The organism is Scandinavium manionii (assembly GCF_024764775.1).
GTDB lineage: Bacteria > Pseudomonadota > Gammaproteobacteria > Enterobacterales > Enterobacteriaceae > Scandinavium > Scandinavium manionii.
In genome coordinates, this window is the sequence record NZ_JALIGC010000035.1 from 82,633 (window position 1) to 102,062 (window position 19,430).

19 protein-coding genes are annotated in these 19,430 nt (G+C 53.8%); 8 read left to right on the forward strand and 11 right to left on the reverse strand.

Annotation, left to right across the window (positions count from 1 at the left end):
- The first annotated feature begins 315 nt into the window (after positions 1 to 315).
- From lysC to MUU51_RS06665, 3 genes are all read left to right on the forward strand, one after another.
- A complete protein-coding gene (gene lysC, locus MUU51_RS06655) occupies positions 316 to 1,677 on the forward strand; it encodes a lysine-sensitive aspartokinase 3 (protein WP_258967411.1) in 1,362 nt (453 codons plus the stop codon).
- A 145-nt stretch (positions 1,678 to 1,822) separates the two neighbouring features.
- Positions 1,823 to 1,987 (forward strand): YnfU family zinc-binding protein, encoded by a 165-nt coding sequence (locus MUU51_RS06660; RefSeq protein WP_258967412.1) that lies wholly within the window; start codon positions 1,823 to 1,825, stop codon positions 1,985 to 1,987.
- A gap of 265 nt (positions 1,988 to 2,252) precedes the next feature.
- Positions 2,253 to 3,953 carry a GGDEF domain-containing protein gene (locus MUU51_RS06665; RefSeq protein WP_258967413.1) on the forward strand — a complete coding sequence of 567 codons (1,701 nt, stop codon included), beginning with the start codon at positions 2,253 to 2,255 and terminating at the stop codon, positions 3,951 to 3,953.
- On the opposite strand, the gene MUU51_RS06670 is transcribed toward MUU51_RS06665, so the two are convergent.
- On the reverse strand, positions 3,950 to 4,234 hold the full coding sequence (locus tag MUU51_RS06670) for a VF530 family protein (protein ID WP_258967414.1): 285 nt from the start codon (positions 4,232 to 4,234) through the stop codon (positions 3,950 to 3,952). The two genes, MUU51_RS06665 and MUU51_RS06670, sit on opposite strands and share 4 nt — an antisense overlap.
- Before the next feature lie 144 nt (positions 4,235 to 4,378).
- The gene (gene fusA / locus MUU51_RS06675; RefSeq protein WP_258967415.1) at positions 4,379 to 6,481 is read right to left on the reverse strand and encodes an elongation factor G; all 2,103 of its coding nucleotides are present in this window, start codon (positions 6,479 to 6,481) and stop codon (positions 4,379 to 4,381) included.
- Between the two features lie 220 nt (positions 6,482 to 6,701).
- Between fusA and MUU51_RS06680 the strand changes: the two genes are divergently transcribed.
- Both MUU51_RS06680 and MUU51_RS06685 read left to right on the forward strand, forming a co-directional pair.
- Positions 6,702 to 7,016: an ArsR/SmtB family transcription factor gene (locus MUU51_RS06680; RefSeq protein WP_258967416.1), complete on the forward strand. Its 315-nt coding sequence runs from the start codon at positions 6,702 to 6,704 to the stop codon at positions 7,014 to 7,016.
- 193 nt (positions 7,017 to 7,209) lie between these two features.
- Positions 7,210 to 8,541 carry a glycoside hydrolase family 10-like protein gene (locus MUU51_RS06685; protein ID WP_258967417.1) on the forward strand — a complete coding sequence of 444 codons (1,332 nt, stop codon included), beginning with the start codon at positions 7,210 to 7,212 and terminating at the stop codon, positions 8,539 to 8,541.
- Between the two features lie 91 nt (positions 8,542 to 8,632).
- Here MUU51_RS06685 and MUU51_RS06690 read toward each other — a convergent pair whose 3' ends face one another.
- The 6 genes from MUU51_RS06690 to MUU51_RS06715 form a co-directional block, all read right to left on the reverse strand.
- Entirely contained in the window at positions 8,633 to 9,190 is a 558-nt protein-coding gene (locus MUU51_RS06690) for an RNA polymerase sigma factor (protein ID WP_258967418.1), read from the reverse strand.
- A 5-nt stretch (positions 9,191 to 9,195) separates the two neighbouring features.
- Complete coding sequence (locus MUU51_RS06695; protein ID WP_159768502.1) at positions 9,196 to 9,639, reverse strand: hypothetical protein; 444 nt, start codon at positions 9,637 to 9,639, stop codon at positions 9,196 to 9,198.
- 97 nt (positions 9,640 to 9,736) lie between these two features.
- Positions 9,737 to 10,696: an autotransporter domain-containing protein gene (locus MUU51_RS06700; RefSeq protein ID WP_159768505.1), complete on the reverse strand. Its 960-nt coding sequence runs from the start codon at positions 10,694 to 10,696 to the stop codon at positions 9,737 to 9,739.
- 51 nt (positions 10,697 to 10,747) lie between these two features.
- A complete protein-coding gene (locus tag MUU51_RS06705) occupies positions 10,748 to 11,548 on the reverse strand; it encodes a MipA/OmpV family protein (protein ID WP_159768508.1) in 801 nt (266 codons plus the stop codon).
- A gap of 138 nt (positions 11,549 to 11,686) precedes the next feature.
- Entirely contained in the window at positions 11,687 to 12,202 is a 516-nt protein-coding gene (locus MUU51_RS06710) for a DUF6622 family protein (protein WP_159768511.1), read from the reverse strand.
- A gap of 132 nt (positions 12,203 to 12,334) precedes the next feature.
- Positions 12,335 to 13,267 carry a LysR family transcriptional regulator gene (locus MUU51_RS06715; RefSeq protein WP_258967419.1) on the reverse strand — a complete coding sequence of 311 codons (933 nt, stop codon included), beginning with the start codon at positions 13,265 to 13,267 and terminating at the stop codon, positions 12,335 to 12,337.
- A gap of 128 nt (positions 13,268 to 13,395) precedes the next feature.
- Here MUU51_RS06715 and MUU51_RS06720 point away from each other — a divergent pair, with 128 nt between their 5' ends.
- Positions 13,396 to 14,826 (forward strand): MFS transporter, encoded by a 1,431-nt coding sequence (locus MUU51_RS06720; RefSeq protein ID WP_258967420.1) that lies wholly within the window; start codon positions 13,396 to 13,398, stop codon positions 14,824 to 14,826.
- Between the two features lie 9 nt (positions 14,827 to 14,835).
- Here the strand turns inward: MUU51_RS06720 and MUU51_RS06725 are convergent, their stop codons facing one another.
- From MUU51_RS06725 to MUU51_RS06735, 3 genes are all read right to left on the reverse strand, one after another.
- Complete coding sequence (locus tag MUU51_RS06725) at positions 14,836 to 15,375, reverse strand: NUDIX hydrolase (protein ID WP_258967421.1); 540 nt, start codon at positions 15,373 to 15,375, stop codon at positions 14,836 to 14,838.
- Positions 15,376 to 15,463: 88 nt separating this feature from the next.
- Positions 15,464 to 15,892 (reverse strand): OsmC family protein, encoded by a 429-nt coding sequence (locus MUU51_RS06730; protein ID WP_258967422.1) that lies wholly within the window; start codon positions 15,890 to 15,892, stop codon positions 15,464 to 15,466.
- A gap of 56 nt (positions 15,893 to 15,948) precedes the next feature.
- Positions 15,949 to 17,001: an NAD(P)-dependent alcohol dehydrogenase gene (locus MUU51_RS06735; RefSeq protein ID WP_258967423.1), complete on the reverse strand. Its 1,053-nt coding sequence runs from the start codon at positions 16,999 to 17,001 to the stop codon at positions 15,949 to 15,951.
- 261 nt (positions 17,002 to 17,262) lie between these two features.
- Between MUU51_RS06735 and sra the strand changes: the two genes are divergently transcribed.
- Both sra and MUU51_RS06745 read left to right on the forward strand, forming a co-directional pair.
- Complete coding sequence (gene sra / locus MUU51_RS06740) at positions 17,263 to 17,403, forward strand: stationary-phase-induced ribosome-associated protein (protein WP_159768528.1); 141 nt, start codon at positions 17,263 to 17,265, stop codon at positions 17,401 to 17,403.
- A 196-nt stretch (positions 17,404 to 17,599) separates the two neighbouring features.
- Complete coding sequence (locus MUU51_RS06745) at positions 17,600 to 19,297, forward strand: NAD-dependent malic enzyme (RefSeq protein ID WP_159768531.1); 1,698 nt, start codon at positions 17,600 to 17,602, stop codon at positions 19,295 to 19,297.
- Positions 19,298 to 19,430 lie beyond the last annotated feature (133 nt).

Below are 19,430 nucleotides of genomic sequence, written 5' to 3' on the forward strand. Positions count from 1 at the left end.
TTAGGGAAATAAAAACATCGATCCCTAAAGATAAATCACTTACTATGTCGCGCTTATTTATGGCATCCGTAAATAAAGAACTATACCCAAAATAATTCGAGTTGCATCGCGGCGGCAAGAGAATGAGTCTCGATGAGCTTAGTAACCTAAGTGATTCGGGCCAGTGAGCGTAGCCAACAAAGATGCAGCTTGAAGGATGACGGGTATAAACAGAAATGTTCGCGGGCGGACATTTCGTAAGGTGAAGCGAGCTTCCCTTATGCCGAGAATGAAAGTTTCTTGCCATCTTTTATGGCGCCCTGAGATGAGAGTGTTATGACACGCGTTTATCCACAATTCGTCATTGCCAAATTTGGCGGTACCAGCGTTGCTGACTTCGACTCTATGAATCGTAGTGCCGGTATTGTTCTTGCAGATGACCACGTTCGTCTGGTCGTTTTATCTGCCTCCGCAGGTGTTACCAATCTATTAGTCGAACTTTCTAAAGGTCTGGAAAGTCACGATCGGATGGATAAAATTGATACCCTTCGCGCTATCCAGCACAACATTATTTCCCGTTTAAAATCGCCGTCGATCGTTGCCAGGCAAATCGACCAACTACTTGAAAATATTGCCCATCTTGCCGAAACGGCATCGGCTACGCCGTCCACTGCACTGAGTGATGAACTGGTCAGCCATGGTGAACTGATGTCTAGCCTGTTATTCACTGAGGTTCTTCGGGAACGGGAAGCCAGGGCAGAATGGTTTGATGCGCGTAAAGTCATCCGAACAAACTCCCTCTACGGCTGCGCAGAACCCCATCTCAGCCTTGTGGAAACACAGGTCGAGACCCATCTTCGCCCACGTCTTGAACAGACGATTGTTATCACTCAGGGATTTATTGGCAGTGATGAAAATGAGCAGACTACGACGCTTGGACGGGGCGGCAGCGACTACACCGCCTCCCTGCTTGGGGAAGCATTGCACGCCGCACGGGTCGATATCTGGACTGATGTGGCTGGGATCTACACCACCGATCCGCGCATTGTGGCGCAGGCCCGCCGTATCGACCATATCTCCTTTTCAGAAGCCAGTAATATGGCCACTTTTGGTGCGAAGGTACTTCATCCGGCGACCCTGTTACCGGCAATGCGGAAAAACATCCCGGTCTTTGTCGGTTCCAGCAAAAATACCGCAGCTGGTGGAACGCTGGTTCGCCGCGAGACAGAAAATCCGCCGCAATATCGCGCCATTGCCGTTCGCCGCAAACAGACCCTACTGAGATTACACAGCCTGCACCAGCGACCAGCATATGCATTTTTTGCCGACATTTTTACGATTATGGCAGAGCATCAGGTTGATGTGGATCTGGTCACCACCACCGAGCGAGGCATCGCGATGGCCCTGAACGGCACGGGTTGCACATCAGGAGACGGTGACACATTAACCACCGCGCTGTTGACCGCCCTCTCTGCTCATTGTCAGGTCGAGATTGAAACCGGGTTGGCATTGATCACAGTGATTGGCAATCAACTCCCTCGTAGTCCAGGCGTATGCCGGGATGCCTTTATGGAATCAGAGGAGTATTGCGTGCGAATGATTTTTCATGGCGCATCCAATGACAATCTTTGTTTCCTGCTGCCGGAGAATACTGCCGACGACGCGATTGTGACGCTACACCGTAGATTATTTGAGTAAGCCAGAACAGGGGCGTGCATGCGTCCCTGTTTCATCGAAGCGCGAGTGAATCGACTTCAGCGTATCCATGATTCCCGACGGAATACACATACTCTTTTGCCCCTTCGTGCTATGGTGAGGCCCGTTCATTGAAGAGTTAATCATTATGTCTTTTCTCGACTACGCAATGAAGCTCATTGGTGGTGCGTCGACGACGACGGTCACCTGCCCCAATTGTGGTGTTAAATCAACGCAGGCTGCCTCAAAAATACGACTCAAACAGGCAATGCTGTGTCCGGGATGCAAATCCCTGTTTATCGCGTCACGCTAAACTTTCGAACCGCATTCAGAACACCAGCCTGGTGTTCTGTTTTCATTTTCAATCCCATTTCTTTGCGTCAAATAAAACACGCTTCATGATGACTGGCTCATATTTGGCATAAGGCGACAAAACACGTCCATTACTTAAATCAGGATCCGGATATTTTTTTATAAACAGAAAAAATGGTGTCAGGCTCACGCTTCGTTTTATTGGGCTTGAGAAACAGGGTTATGCCACTTAGTGTAGTTCTCTGATATCCCGGCTGGAACAGACAATGAAAACATTACTGGCAATAAACTCACCGCTGATTAAAAAAATTGCGACATTCTCCTTTTTAATCGTTTGTCTGGCGTCTGTGTTGTCATGGGGGTTAATTAAAGATGCTTATGAACATTATAGTCAGGCACAAAATAACATTGAGCAATTTTCTGACTTTTATCGGGTGCTGGATGTCTCTAACAAACTCGCTGAAGAACGTGGGTATGCGAATCAGCTGATATTCGCGACGGTTGGAAGCATGGCCCATGCTAAAGCGGCCTTCATTAAAAGCCAGATGGAAACCGATGAAGCGCTAACAAAAGTCCCTCAGGATATCCTCTCCAGCACTCTGTTACAGAACACGCTTTCACATCTGATTCGAGGCCGTGAAGAGGTTGATATCTATGCGGCAGGCCCCAGAACAGACCCGCATGAAGCCAGGAAAGCCGTTGATATGATGATGGAGTCGACGGAGTATTTTCACAATGTGCTGTTTGTTAAAACCGAATCCTTCATCAAAATGGAGCCAACTGCCTTCAGCGCCATTTTGCAAGGTCAGGCCCTAGGGGAGTTGAGAAATTCAACAGGAAAACTGGGGTCTTATTTTTTGTATTACCTGAACACTGGAACGCCGTTGTCTGAATCCCAGCTGGAGAAAATATCCAGAGCCTGGCAACAAATTGAAACTCAATGGTGGTTGTTGGGTATTCCGACCAGCTACAGTTCTGACACGGACTCGTTTCGCACGTTAATGCTGAAAACCCGGCATGACTTTCAGAATAAAGGTGCAGCGCTGATACGCCACCTCCAGACTCAAAGTGAAAACAGAGAATTTTATTCTGTCTCGGTCAGCGAATTTACCGTCCGTTATCAGGACAGCCTTAATACATTTAATGACATGCTTCAAATGTATTTATTTAACGTCCATCAGTATTATGGCAAAGTGAAAAATCAGGCGCTGGAGCATTTTGTCCTGACGCTTATTATCCTTTTTACTATCTATTCACTGGCGATAATCGGTATTCTGTATATCCATTTCAACGTGGTGAAACCCTTATTGAAACTGAATGTCAGGGCGAAATCTATGGGCGAAGATGACGTGTCATCCCCCGCTTATCAGGAAGTCTGCGAGATAAAAGCGCTGCAGTCCAGCCTTGATAAGCTCGAAGAACATATCGATGAAAACAGAATACTCAGCGATGAGCTCAAAAAACTCACTGAAATTGATGCGCTTACCGGGGTGTTAAATCGTCGCGGGTTCGAACTACAACGGGAAAAACTGCTCTCAACGGTCAGCGCTGACACGCCGGTCTGGCTGGTGTTAATCGATATTGATCATTTCAAACGGATCAACGATACCTGGGGCCATCCCGCGGGGGATAAGGTTTTGGCCAGCCTGGGCGATACCTTAAATCATGTCGCCCTGCCCAATTGGATGGTTGCCCGAATCGGCGGAGAGGAGTTTGCCGTAATGTTCAGTTCGGATAGCCAACAGGATGTTCTGAACTCTGTCCGCAGGCTGCAAATGGCCTGCAGGAATTTGCGCGTCATGACCGATAATGGCGAGGTCATACGTTTAACCGCCAGTTTTGGCGTGGCAAAAGGCTTACCTGCTGACCAGGACAGAATGATGTCTGATGCCGACCAGGCGCTCTATCAATCGAAAAAAACAGGTCGCGATAAAATTACCGGCATTGGAGATGCGGAGTCGCACTAATCCTGCGGCTTTTTACTCTGCCAGTTTGCCCATGGGCTTTCATCATCGATGTTCTCTTGCTGGTCGTGAAGATAATCAATGTACAAGTCTTCAACTTCTTTGCGTGCCCACGGTGTACGACGCAGGAATTTCAGGCTCGATTTAATGCTCGGGTCGCTTTTGAAACAGTTAATTTTGATGCGTTTCGCCAGTTCAGGCCAGCCGTATTTATTCACCAGCGTGGTGAGTAGTGCTTCAAGTGTGACGCCGTGCAGCGGATCTTTGGAGGACGGGTTAGTCATTCTGTTTCCTGCGATTCCTGTGAAATTGCGCACACCATACTGGCTCCAAAAGCCATGTGCAACCTACGGGGGGCGCGGCACCCGCTTCAGGTCGAAAAAAGCGGGAATGCTCGATGAGAAGCGCTCCCGCCAGGTTATTACTTTTTATGCTTTGGCACGTTGGGCGATGATGTCATCGGCGACGTTGCGCGGCGCTTCGGCATAATGATGAAACTCCATGCTGTACGTGGCACGGCCCTGAGACATCGATCGCAGCGTGGTGGAGTAACCGAACATCTCCGCCAGCGGCACATCGGCGCGAATGATTTGGCTGCCGAATCGTTCCTCCATACCCTGCACCATCCCCCGACGCGAAGACAAATCGCCCATGATATTCCCGGCATAGTCTTCCGGCGTCTCCACTTCCACGTGCATTATGGGCTCCAGAATTGCCGGGTCCGCTTTACGAAAGCCCTCTTTAAAACCAAAGATTGCCGCCATGCGGAACGCCAGTTCTGACGAGTCGACGTCATGATATGAGCCAAACGTCAGCGTCGCTTTCACATCCACCACCGGATACCCGGCCAGCACACCGCTGTTCATCGCTTCGCGCAGGCCTTTCTCCACCGAAGGAATGTATTCGCGCGGAACCACGCCGCCTTTGGTCGCATCTTCGAATTTGAATCCGCTCCCAGGCTCTTTCGGTTCAAGGCTCAGCACCACATGACCGTACTGACCTTTCCCTCCAGACTGGCGCACAAATTTGCCTTCGATGTCCTTCACCGGTTTGCGGATCGTTTCCCGGTACGTAACCTGTGGCCGCCCGATATTCGCGTCCACGCTAAACTCGCGTTTCATACGGTCGACGATGATCTCCAGATGCAATTCCCCCATGCCGGAAATAATCGTCTGCCCGGATTCTTCATCCGTGTGCAAACGGAATGACGGATCTTCCGCCGCCAGACGCTGCAGCGCGATGCCCATTTTCTCCTGGTCGGCCTTGGTTTTCGGTTCAATCGCCAGAGAAATCACCGGCTCCGGAAACTCCATTCGTTCCAGCGTGATGACGTGGTTCGGGTCCGTCAGCGTGTCGCCGGTGGTCACATCTTTCAGCCCCACACAGGCGGCGATATCCCCGGCGCGCAGTTCATCCACTTCGTGTCGGTCATTCGCATGCATCAACACGATACGGCCAATACGCTCTTTCTTGCCTTTAACCGGGTTATACACGGCGTCGCCTTTTTTCAATACGCCCGAATAAACGCGAATAAAGGTCAGCTGACCGACGTACGGATCGGTCATCAGCTTAAACGCCAGCGCCGAGAACGGCTCATCATCGTTCGGGTGACGTTCCGCCGGTTGGCCCTTCTCATCAATCCCGTCAATGGCAGGAACGTCCAGCGGCGACGGCATAAACTCCACCACCGCATCGAGCATCCGCTGCACCCCTTTGTTTTTAAAGGCGCTGCCGCACAGCATCGGCTGAATTTCACCGGCAATCGTACGCTGGCGCAGCCCGGCGATAATATCGGCTTCGTCGAGGCTGCCCGTTTCCAGATACTTATCCATCAGCGCATCGTTGGCCTCTGCGGCTGCGGACACCATTTTCTCGCGCCATTCCTGCGCGGTTTCCAGTAAATCCGCTGGAACCGGGCCGTAGCTGAAGGTCATGCCCTGAGTTTCGTCATCCCAGTGGATCGCCCGCATTTTGATGAGATCAACCACGCCGGAAAAATGTTCTTCCGCACCAACCGGAATGACAATCGGTACCGGATTCGCTTTCAGGCGGTCTTTCATCATCTGCACGACGCGGAAAAAGTCAGCGCCCTGTCGGTCCATCTTGTTGACGAAGGCCAGCCTCGGCACGTGGTATTTGTTGGCCTGCCGCCACACGGTTTCGGACTGCGGCTGCACACCACCGACCGAGTCATACACCATCACCGCGCCGTCGAGCACACGCATGGAACGTTCAACTTCAATAGTGAAATCCACGTGGCCAGGGGTGTCGATTATGTTGATCCGATGCGGCTCAAAATTACGATCCATTCCGGGCCAGAAAGCACTCACGGCGGCAGAGGTGATGGTAATGCCGCGCTCCTGCTCCTGCGCCATCCAGTCCGTCGTTGCCGCGCCATCGTGCACTTCACCCAGTTTGTGGCTCATTCCGGTGTAAAACAGAATGCGCTCGGTGGTGGTGGTTTTACCGGCATCGATATGCGCGGAGATGCCGATGTTACGGTAGCGTTCGAGGGGGATGGGTCGAGGCATGATGCATCCTTAAGTCTGTTGACTGTCAATCCGCGGCCGGAATTGACCGCGGGTGATGTAACGACATCTATAATAGTACAATTGTACGAGTATATTCGAACTATATTAGCTATAACAGCAATCGGTGAAACGCCGACGCGGTGCGTGGCGTTCAGCGAGGGCTTTCGGTATATTAGCGCCCTCTCGCTCCCGCACATTCACCGGTAAATAAAGGAACAGTATGATCGCCAATCATCCGGAACGTGAACAGATTCGCCTGGAAAATGTCCTTTTTGCGTTGGGGAATGCATTGCGTCTGGAGATAGTCAAAGCGCTGGCTGATGGCAGTGAACTGAGCTGCGGTACGCTCCGACAGGACGTGGCGAAGTCGACCATGACGCATCACTGGCGCGTTTTGCGTGACAGCGGCGTTATCTGGCAACGCCCTCAGGGCCGGGAGAATATGATTTCCCTGCGCCGCGATGATTTAGATGCACGTTTCCCCGGTTTACTGGATACGCTACTTCAGGCTATCCAAAACAATTCTGCGCAATAGCCTAAATCACGACCAAAAATTGCACCTGCCCGTTCCCTACGGCTGGCATATCTTTGTTTGGCCGTTGAGCGGTCGGAAAAAGCTTGAGCGCAGAATGCGTTTTGATGTGTTCACAAACTTTCCCGGTTGCTCCACAAATCGAATCATACGAGAATGAGTTTCGCTCATGTGAAGGCCTGAATAAAACAGGGATATGATTATCAGCTCACGTAAACTCTCCATAATTGCACGAGTCACTATTACCGGGGCGCTGATTGCCAGTGCACTTCTGCTTGCTAATTGCACGTCAGAAAAACCGAAATCGCTGGTGACGCCACTGCCTCCGGTAGCCAAACATCCGCTGCCCGACAGGCCCGCCGATAACCAACCTGTGCGCGGCGTGTGGCTGACCACCGTTTCGCGTCTCGACTGGCCGCCGGTGTCATCGGTCAACGTCAGCGATGCAGCGGCTCGCGCCACTCTGCAAAAGAAAGCGCTGACCGATAAGCTGGACAAGCTACAAAGCCTCGGCATTAATACCGTCTTCTTCCAGATTAAACCCGATGGCACTGCCCTCTGGCCGTCCCAGATTTTGCCGTGGTCCGATATGCTGACCGGCAAAGTGGGCCAGGATCCGGGTTACGATCCGCTGCAGTTTATGCTCGATGAAGCACACAAACGCGGAATGAAAGTCCACGCGTGGTTTAACCCGTATCGCGTCTCGACCAATACCAAACCTGGCACCGTGGCGGAACTGAATCGCACGCTGTCAATGCACCCGTCCAGCGTGTTTGTGGCACATCGCGACTGGATCCGTACTTCCGGCGATCGCTATGTTATCGACCCGGGCATTCCCGAAGCGCGTGACTGGATAACCAGCATCGTGGCTGAAGTGGTGTCGCGCTATCCGGTTGACGGCGTGCAGTTCGATGATTACTTCTATACCGAAACCGCCGGTTCTGCGCTGAATGACAGCCAGACGTTCCGCACTTACGGCCAGGGTTATGCCTCGAAGGCCGACTGGCGCCGACACAACACCGAATTGCTGATAACCCAGGTATCGCGAACCATCAAACAGCTGAATCCAAACGTACAGTTTGGCGTGAGTCCGGCTGGCGTGTGGCGCAACCGCTCGCACGATCCGGCGGGGTCTGATACCCGTGGCGCGGCGGCGTATGACGAATCGTATGCCGACACCCGTTTGTGGGTCCAAAAAGGATTACTGGATTACATTGCGCCGCAGGTTTACTGGCCGTTCGCCCGCGATGCGGCGCGTTACGATGTGCTGGCAAAATGGTGGGCTGATGTGGTGAAACCGACGCACACCCGTTTGTATATCGGTGTGGCGCTGTATAAGGTCGGGGAACCGTTAAAGAATGAGCCAGACTGGAACGTGCAGGGCGGCGTGCCGGAGCTGAAAAAACAGCTCGATTTGAACGATGCGCTGCCGGAAATTCAGGGCACCATTCTGTTCCGTGAAAACAACCTCAATCAGCCACAGACTCAGCAGGCGGTGAATTACCTGCGCAGTCGCTGGGGAAGCTGATTTGATTTGCCCTGTGAGACTTCGTTAATCGGGCCTATATAAGATTCAGTTTATAGGCCCGATAAGCGCTAGCGCCATCGGGCAAATTCCTTTACTCCGTCAAATCATCGTAAACGCTGCGTAACCGGGTTCTCAGGTACAACACCGCTTTGTGTTTGCGCGACAACAACGCCGGCACGCTATCGCCGGTTTCCTCGGACAGCTCTTTATAACTCAGCCCTTCCAGCTCCGTGCGTTCAAACACCTCACGCTGTGCGGGCGGAAGAGCCGCCAGCGCATCGTTCAGTTCTTCCCACAGCAGCGCCTTCAGGTAATCGTCTTCTGGCGTTTGTGCCACACCAAATAACGTTTCCGCCAATTCGTCTTCCGGAAAATCACCGTCTTCGTCAGCCGAGGAGAACGCCGACAGCGGTAATTCATGCTTTTTACGCGCTCTGTCGGTGAGTTCGTTCCGGGCGGCACGGAACAGCCAGGCGGCGATATTTTCCACCGGTTGTTCCACTTTCATGAGCTGCCAGGTAATTTCCTGTAATACGTCATCGGCATCTTCGCGCACCGCCGTGCGGCCACGAATAAACATAGTGAGCCGCGAACGGCAGGCGTTAAGGGCCGAAAGCAGTAGGGAATCCTTCGCCATTGCGGCTTTCATCCGAATTACTCGCCTTCCGGCGTTTTCACCACAGACTCTTCAGGCTGTTGGCGCATGTCTGCCCTTTCGTCACGGCGTTCGTGCCAGCCGCGATGATGACAATGCCCACGGCGACCAAAGCCCTCGCGACGCTGTTGCATAAAGGCTTCACGCTGTTCCGGGGTCATTTGCATCCAGCGTTCGTGCATCCGACGACGCATCCCGCCAAACATGCCAGGACGGAAACCAAGGCCGCCAAACAGAATGCGGCATAGTACCAGCAGCCCTAATGCCTGCCAGAAGCCAATCGCTTTCACGCCGATGATAGCGGGCAACAGTGCATTCCACAGCGACATCACCAACAGGCCCAGTACGACAAAAATCACCGCGCCCATGATCAGCGGTTTCGCCATCCGATGGCCGCCAAAACCACGGCCACGTTGATGTTCATGCATATCAAAATCTCTCATTAGAATTACCTCACCTTAGAAATTAAATCGTGTTCATGCTGAGGTAGACGTATGAGGGGGAAAAATATTGCTAAAAAAATGAAAAAAACGAAAAGCGTTAAAAACTCATCGCCAGGCCAACGCCATAGCCAGTGGTGTTTTCACCAAACATATAACGGGCCACCAGCCGGGTGCGGGTAATAAAAACAGGGTATTTGCTGCTGTCCAGTTCGATGCCTAAACCCAGAGAACTCAGGCTGTTGAAGCCCAGTTCGCCGCGCTGAGATCCCAGGTATTCGGTGTGAGCACCTTCAAGTACATAACGCACCGGGCTTTTGAGTAGCGTCCAGTCGAAAATCGGCGCCCGGCGTCGGAGATAAAGGCCCAGGTTTTGCGCGGTAGCCTCGCCCTGTACCGCGTCCGAGGTGCTGCCGAAGGTTTGCAAATTCATACTGGAATAACGTAATTCCACGTCGATATCCTGCGGTTTCGACACCAACTCGTAGTCGAACATCAGCGAGCCGCCCAGCCCGTACGCATTCAGTCGGCCACCGTCGAGGAACTTGAAATCAACATCCCGACGCCGTTCCAGCACAAAGCCGCCGATGCGCACATCACTCGCCATCGTGCCCAGCATGACGTTAGCAATCGGGCGGATGACCAGTTTGCCGCCCCAGCGGTCGGTATACAGTGGGAAATCCCAGCCGATGCCGCCGGTGGCGGTCAGGCTGTTCCATTTGGTCGGGATTTTACGGGTGCGTGTGCCGTCAGATAACACGAAATGCGGATCGAAGCGGCTGTAGCCCATGGTGCCTTCGACATAAAGGGGCACGCTTTCACTGAGCGTCGCCCCACCGCCGAACTGGGTAATATCGAGCTCATTGTTGTCGCCGTCGCGGCCACCGCTGCCGATGTTCAGGTCGCTGGCGGTGACGTCCGGTACGACCGTATAGCTCATCAGCGAAAGAACCGCATTAGCGCGTTGTCGAATCCGATTGCCGTCGGCGGCATAACTTAGCGTTGCCGGAAGACAGGCGGTGAGCAGCAGTAGCCGAATGCCCGGGAACAGTATGCTCATTCGTGTTCACACCTCCCGCTGCCGTTCAACCCTCGAACGCGCTGTTAATCGTTACCAGGTATATCCGACCCCGGCAATCACATAAAACTCACCGCTGTGCTGCACAATCGGGCTGTCAGCGATGTCTTTGTCGTAAAGCTCATAGTTCGCGGCAAACAAACCCATCCAGTGCTGGCTGAAACGGTAGGATGTCACCACTGCCGCCATCGGCGAGAATGTCGTGCCGGTATCCCAGGCTTTACGCTGCGGCGTGGCCTCTTCTTTCGAAACGCCGCCGAAATAGTAGTTCGCCATATTGTGACTGCGGATCATCATCCCCATCCCTGGCATCACCAGCAGATTGTCTCTGACGATCGGGAAATCCGCCCACAAGAGGAGTTCCTGGCCGTTACTGCGCCCGGTCACATCGCTGGCGAATCGGGCGGTCAGCAGCGCATATGGCGTAATGATTGTCCCGCCGATCCCGGCTTCAAACTCCCCTTTTCGCTTATCCATGCCATGCAGGGAATCGGCGTCCGACGGGTCAAGGTTTCCAAAACGGTAACGGCCGTAGCCATACAGCGCCACGTTATCATCCAGACGGAAATAGTAGCGAGCGCGATCCCCGAGATACATCAGGTTGTCGCCAAAATAGAGGCCGCCTGGAATAAAGTAGGTACTGTTATCCTGATCTTTATAACGCGCCTGGCCGCTTAACGTCGCGGCACCGACCACAAAACCCTTTGGTACAGGGCTTTTCGGGTTATCTCTCGCCAGAATATCCAGCGAGCCAAGATCCACTTCGGCAGCGGCACAAGTACTGAACAGCCAGAGCGCGCTAAGCGCAGCCGCGGCGTTGCGGTTTAGTGTCATTTTCATTCCTGAACGTGCTGTTGGCCTTCATTCGTGGCAAAAATGCAGCACAAATGACCAGAGAAAGCGTAAATTTATCAACCCATTAATGTAGACGTCCCGGCTGATAAAACCTATTTTTTTTAACACAGGATCGTCTTAATTCGTCTTTTGCGTTGGGCCAAAGTAACATTGCAGATAACGGATAAATTTGCCGATAAAACTGCCCGCAAACAGCCCGCCGACCACCACGGCCGCCGCGCTCATCCCCGGTTGTTGCATGGTCTGCGGCGACACCGCCGCCATCACGCCGAACACATATTTAATGGCGAATGCCGCCATCATTAGCGGCAATGCAGAATAATCCGCCGGACGGTTAATCGTGCGCGGAGCACTCCCGTGACTCAACCTTTCAGGCTTAATCAGCCAGAAACCCAGTGCTGCGCCGATAATCAGCACCGCAATCCACAGCATCATTACGCCCAATGACAGATCCCGATAAAGAACAAGATCATACAGATCCCATACCAAAAATATCAGCGGAATAATGGACAAGCGCTCCAGCGTCACCGTGGCGGGTTGACGGGCTTTAACTCCACGAATCACCAGAAACACAAACAGCACGTACACCCATATCGGCGTACCGACCAGCATATGTGCAATAAACTCGAGCATTTACTGTTCCTGGATGTGTTAAACAGAGCGCTGCGCCCATGATGAGGAAAAGTCTGGCACAACGTTAATTACTTTGCGAATCAGGCTCATTGAATCCCCTGCGGCACCTCGCATAAATCACGTTGCGTCGTCTTAACCTGAAATTCCCCCACGTTGGTCAGGACATTGCTTCTGACACACCGCCAGAACTGCTTGTCTCAGCCAGCGATGCGCCGGATCAGCTTCCATTCTGGGATGCCACAGCTGCGAAATGGTGATCGTCCGCGTTTTAAACGGCAGTTCGAAAGCCTGTAACCGGGACTGATTTTCCGTCAGAGATAAAAAAGAAGCCGGAACCAGCGCAATCAAATCTGACGCCTTCGCCACCGCCAGCGCCGACGGGAAACCCGGCACCACGCTGACAATTTTGCGCGCCAGCCCCAACTCTGCCAGCGCTTCATCGACCGGGCCTGACGGCAGCCCCCGCCGAGAGGCAACCACATGTCCCCACGCAATGTACTCCTCCACACCCACCTGCGCTTTCCCGGCCAGCGGATGTCCATGACGAACGACGCCAACGAAACGGTCCCGATACAGCGCCTGCACGCGTATTTCCGGGCCCATATTACTCAGCACGCCAATTTCCAGGTCCACCAGTCCTTCGCGCAAAAAGCGTGAATTTTTCTCGGGTTTCGGTGAAAAACGCAGGCATACGTCTGGCGCCATGGCTGCCACCGCCGCAATCAGTGGCGGACCAAAGGCTTCGATAAAACCGTCGTTCACGCGCAATGTAAACACGCGCTCCAGCTGCGCGATATTCAGCTCCGAGGTAGACGGTTGCAGCACCGCCCTGGCCTCGAGCACGGCGTTACGCGCCCGATCGCGGCTGGCCTCGGCGTAAGGCGTCAGCACCATATTTCGCCCTGCACGCACCAGCAACGGGTCACCAGTGACGTCACGCAAACGGCTGAGCGTTCGACTCATGGCTGAGGTGCTCAAATTCAGACGCCGGGCCGCCCCAGCCACGCTCGCTTCGGTCAGCAGCGCATCCAGTGCAATCAGCAGATTAAAATCTGGATCGGTCATCAAAATATTCCTTCGACTTTAGATAAGGCGCTTGATGCAACTATACAGTACCAATGCTGTGTCTTCCGCCTTCTTTAGCCAGGGCATAGACTTTCCTCATCAAAAAACTTACCCATGAGAATAGTGTGATGGAACTCTTTTCTGATCAACCCGGCGATGAAGGCCTGCCAGGCCGCGAACGGGCGTTTGCGATGGCGGCGGTCATGACCTCAACCCTGATGGCCGTGTTTGACGGTTCGATGGTGAATATCGCCTTACCGCAGATGGCGCAATCTTTACAGGTGGCCGCCCCGCTTGCGGTATGGTTCGCCAATGGCTATTTGCTCTCCGCCGCCATGACGCTCGCCATCTTTGCCGCGCTCGCCACCCGCTTTGGTTTTCGCCCGATCTTTATCTTTGGTTTGAGCCTGTTCACCCTCACATCGCTCGGCTGTGCGATGTCTGACTCGGCAGAGATGCTTATCGTAATGCGCGTCCTTCAGGGCGTCGGCGGCGCGGCCACGCTCAGTATTGCCCCCGCAATATTACGCTCGGTGTTTCCTGGCCGGTTGCTCGGGCGCATTCTGGGGCTGAATGCACTGTTAATTGCCGCCAGCACCGCCGTCGCCCCAGTATTAGGCGGCACGCTGCTGGGTGCGCTGAGCTGGCAGTGGCTGTTTGCCATCAACGTGCTGCCCGGCATGGTGGCGATGTTGCTGGCTATCAAAGCCATTCCACGTAAACCGGCAATAAGCGATCAGCGGTTTGATGTAATGGGGGCCGTTCTGTCTGCGACGATGCTCGGAGCATTGATCATGGCGGCCAACGGTTTTGCCGACCTGCATGCTGGCGATCACTCGCTCAGCAACACCGTGATGGGCTGGAGTATGCTGGCGCTGGTCAGCGGGACGGCGTTTGTCTGGCATATTCGCCGGGCGGCAAAACCGTTGCTGCCGCCGGTTATCTTTACCTCCGTGCGTTTTTCACTGGCGGCGCTGACCTCACTGGCTTCGTTTATCAGCCAGGGCATTACCTTTGTTGCCCTGCCATTCCTGTTCCAGAGCGTGTATGGCTACAGCGCATTGACTTCTGCGCTGCTGTTTACGCCGTGGCCGGTGGGCATTGTGCTGGTTGCACCCCATGCCGGACGCCTGGCGGATAAATACTCGCCGTCGATAATCTCGACCATGGGTTTGCTGGGGTTTGTTCTCGGTTTAGCGCTACTGGCGACGTTGCCCGATCACGCCGCAGCGTGGGATATCGGGCTGCGTAGCCTGGTGTGCGGGATGGGATTTGGCTGTTTTCAGAGTCCGAACAATCGTGAAATGTTGTCTAACGTGGCGCGGGAATACAGCGGATACGCCTCAGGCGTGCTGGCGATAATGCGCACCTTCGGGCAATGTCTCGGCGCGGCGTTAGTGGGCGTGCTGCTGGCGGTGATGGCTTCGAGTTCACAACTCGTGCTGGAAGCACAGGCGGTGAAGATGAGTTTATGGGTGGCGGTTGCCACATCCGGGCTGGCCATTGCATTCAGTTTGAGCCGCCTGCGCCGTAAACAGCCTCAAAAAGCGCAGGTATAAGTGACAACGTCACACGACGCCTTTTAGCTTAGCCAGTAAAAATGCCGTCACCGAGGTCGCATCGCTGATTTTGCCCTCTGCAATCAGAGTTTCAAACTCAGTGACCGGCATCTGGCGGCAGGTCAGCCCCACTTCTTCGGCATCGAGCTGTTGGGTGCTGGAGACAAAATCCGTCGCCAGCCAGATGTGATAGCCCTGACTGGAATAGCCCTGGGCCAGTTTCTGATACCCAATCTGCTCCATTTTTTGCGCCAGCAGGCCGGTCTCTTCCGCTAGTTCACCCCGGGCGACGGCGATCGGATCGGCATTCGGGTCCAGCTCCCACGATCCCTGCGGCAATTCAATCGTGCGCACGCCAAGCGGATAGCGATACTGCTCCACCACCCAGATAAAACCGTGCGATACCGGGACAATCACCGCGAAATCGGGCTTCTCAATCACCGAATACACACCGTGCGAACCGTCGGCACGTTCAATTCTGTCTTCTTTCAGACGCATCCATTGATTGCAATAAATTTCCTGCGAACTCAGGGTTTTAATCTCACTCATAGCGCTCATTTATGATTGTTGAAAACAAAAGCCCGCAATCAGCGGGCTATCTCGCTCGATGGCGCTCGCGCCGCCGGGCATTTTCTCGTTAGTTGAGCTGATAATCGAGGGTGATTTCAGCTTTAAGAACCTGGGACACCGGGCAGCCAGCTTTTGCTTTCTGGATGATGCCATCGAAGGTGCTGGCATCGATATCCGGTACCGCGATTTTACTTTGCAGCGCCACTTTGGTTATCGAGAATCCGCCGCTGACCTGATCCAGTGAGACCGTCGCTTCGGTATCAATTGAGGTCGCCGTAAACCCGGCTTCGCTCAGCATCAGCGAAAGTGCCATCGAGAAACAGGAGGCATGTGCAGCCGCAATCAGTTCCTCAGGGTTGGTGCCCTTCGCACCTTCAAAGCGGGTGTTAAACCCGTACGGTTGCTGGTTCAGAACGCCGCTCTCGGTCGAGACGGTGCCTTTGCCACGTTTCAGATCGCCTTCCCAGTGTGCCTGGCCTTTCTTGTGGATCGTCATCGTTCACTCCTTTTATCCGTTAGGGGGACTAAGTATAGAACACGCCTTTCTGGCCGTTAGCCGTAGGCGTTAAGAGATGCCATATCAATCACGAAACGGTACTTCACGTCGCTTTTCAGCAGGCGCTCGTAGGCCTCATTGATATCCTGAATTCTGATGACCTCAACGTCTGCCGCGATACCTTTTTCCGCGCAGAAATCGAGCATCTCCTGCGTTTCTGCAATGCCACCAATCGCCGAACCCGCCACCGAGCGACGGTTAATCAGCATCGGAATGGTGTTCACTTCCGGCAAATCGCCGAGCAGACCGACAAACACCAATGTGCCGTCGAGGGTCAGCGTTGGCATATACGCATTTACATCATGCGTGTACGGGACGGTATCGATAATCAGATCAAACTGATTTTTCACTGCGTTCAATTGTTCCGGGTCGGTAGAGAGCACCACATGGCTCGCGCCCAGACGACGCGCATCCGCCTCTTTCCCCGGCGAACGGGTAAACAGCGTCACTTCCGCGCCCAGCGCGTGCGCCAGTTTCAGGCCCATATGCCCGAGCCCGCCAAGACCAATCACCGCCACTTTGCTGTTGGCATCAATCTTCCAGTGACGCAGCGGCGACCAGGTGGTGATCCCGGCGCAGAGCAGCGGCGCGGCCCCTTTCAAATCCAGCCCATCGGGAATTCGCAGGACGAAATCCTGACTCGCAAGGATGGTCTGTGAATAGCCGCCGTAGGTGGTCTGGTGATCGTGACGATCCTGTCCGTTGTAGGTCTGTGTATTGCCTTCTTCGCAATACTGCTCCAGTCCGTCTTTACAAGGTGAACAGCGGCGACAGGAATCGACCATACAACCGATGGCTGCCAGGTCACCGGGTTTAAATTTAGTGACGCTGTCACCGATAGCCGTCACCCGGCCAACAATTTCATGTCCAGGAACAATGGGATAGGTGCTGAACCCCCAGTCGTTGCGGGCCTGGTGTAAGTCTGAGTGGCAAACGCCGCAGTACAAAACCTCAATGGTCACATCGTCCGGGCGCGGTTCGCGGCGGTCAAAGGAGAACGGAGCCAGCGGCGTGGTGGGATTTTGTGCTGCATATCCTAAAACTTTCATGGAATGACCTCACGATGAACAAAATGGGGAAATCTCAGCGCGAATCAAAAAGCATAGTTCAGGTATATGACAGTGTGACGCCCGTCGCACAAAGGGTTAAATCTCAGAGAGTTCCTGAAAGCGCCAGCTGGTGTTGCTATTTCGAGCAGAATGGTCAACTATCAATCTCGCAGGCAAATACATTGTCTGCGCTTAAGGGTAAATTTCGCCCGGCACCTCCGGGATTGACCTTGAAACCATTCACAGGATTAAGGAGTCAGCATGAAATCGAACCGTCAGGCACGTCATATCCTCGGCTTGAACTACAAGCTTTCAAACCAGAAAAAAGTCCTTATCGAAGGCGATGCGGAAACCCAGCAAAACCACACTCATGCCACCGGCCGTAAACGTCGCACCGACTAATACCACGGCTTTTTCAGCCCTTTCATCGATAAAGACCGGCACCATCGTTTACATAAGATGGTGTTTTTTTTAGTTTCTGAACCGCAGCGTTTACCCTTTTTATTAACACTTGCTTTATACTTTGCCGCGCCGAAGTACCCGCCAGCCCTCTCGATTCGCCTGACTGGGCCGGCCGTGATGACAAAGGATCAGTAAGATGTTAAGCAACCATAAAAACAACCGTTCTCTTTATATCCCCTATGCAGGCCCCGTATTACTGGAGTTTCCACTCCTCAACAAAGGCAGCGCGTTTAGCCAGGAGGAGCGTCGCAACTTTAACCTCTTAGGCCTGTTGCCCGCAGTCGTGGAAACCATCGAAGAACAGGCCGAACGCGCCTGGATCCAGTACCAGGGCTTCAAGACCGAAATCGACAAACATATTTACCTGCGCAATATCCAGGACACGAACGAAACCCTCTTCTACCGCCTGGTCGAAAACCACCTCGACGAGATGATGCCGGTTATCTACACCCCGACCGTCGGCGCCGCCTGTGAGCGTTTCTCCGAGATTTATCGTCGTTCCCGCGGCGTGTTCATCTCTTACGAAAACCGTCACAACATGGATGACATTCTACAAAACGTGCCAAACCACAACATCAAAGTGATTGTGGTCACCGACGGCGAGCGCATTCTCGGCCTCGGCGATCAGGGCATTGGCGGAATGGGTATTCCTATCGGCAAACTGTCGCTGTACACCGCCTGTGGCGGGATAAGCCCGGCGTACACTCTGCCGGTGGTGCTTGATGTCGGTACCAATAATCAGCAGTTGCTGAATGATCCGCTGTACATGGGGTCGCGCCAGCCGCGTATCACCGACGACGAGTATTATCAGTTTGTGGATGATTTCATTCAGGCGGTGAAACAGCGCTGGCCGAACGTGCTGCTGCAGTTCGAAGATTTCGCGCAGAAGAATGCCATGCCCTTGCTGAACCGCTATCGTGACGAGATTTGCTCATTCAATGATGACATTCAGGGCACCGCATCGGTTACCGTCGGCACGCTGATTGCCGCCAGCCACGCTGCGGGCAGCCAGCTCAGCGAGCAAAAAATCGTCTTCCTCGGCGCAGGCTCTGCCGGTTGCGGGATTGCCGAACAAATTATCGCCCAGATCCAGCGCGAAGGCCTGACCGAAGAACAGGCACGCGCCCGCGTGTTTATGGTTGACCGCTTCGGCCTGCTGACCGATCAGATGCCAAACCTGCTGGCGTTCCAGAACAAGCTGGTGCAAAAGCGCGACAATCTGAAAGAGTGGGACACCGCAGAAGACGTGCTCTCCCTGCTGGACGTGGTGCGCAACGTGAAGCCTGACATTCTGATTGGCGTCTCCGGCCAGACCGGGCTATTCACCGAAGAAATCATTCGTGAAATGCACAAGCACTGCCCGCGCCCAATCGTGATGCCGCTGTCTAACCCGACCTCTCGCGTAGAAGCGACGCCGCAGGACATCATCACCTGGACCGAAGGCTGTGCGCTGGTGGCCACCGGCAGCCCATTCGCACCGGTCACGTGGAAAGATAAAACGTATCCGATTGCCCAGTGCAACAACTCGTACATCTTCCCGGGCATTGGTCTGGGCGTGATTGCCTCCGGCGCGTCGCGCATCACCGACGAAATGCTGATGTCAGCGAGCGAAACGCTGGCCAGGCATTCGCCGCTGGCAAACAACGGTGAAGGCATGGTGTTGCCAGAGCTGAAGGATATTCATACCGTCTCGCGGGCGATTGCGTTTGCGATTGGCAAAATGGCCCAGCAGCAAGGCGTCGCGGTGAAAACGTCGGCCGAAGCCCTGCAACAGGCGATTGATGACAACTTCTGGCAGCCGGAATACCGCAGCTACCGTCGTACCTCGATTTAACATTTGTGCCTGTGGCGCTGCGCCTACAAGAAATCGTAGGTCTTGCAGACGTAGCGCCAATCAACAATCCCCGCTACACTCTTTCCACCCATTAATCTGCTGAAAATATAAAAGGAGGATCCCATGCTGTATT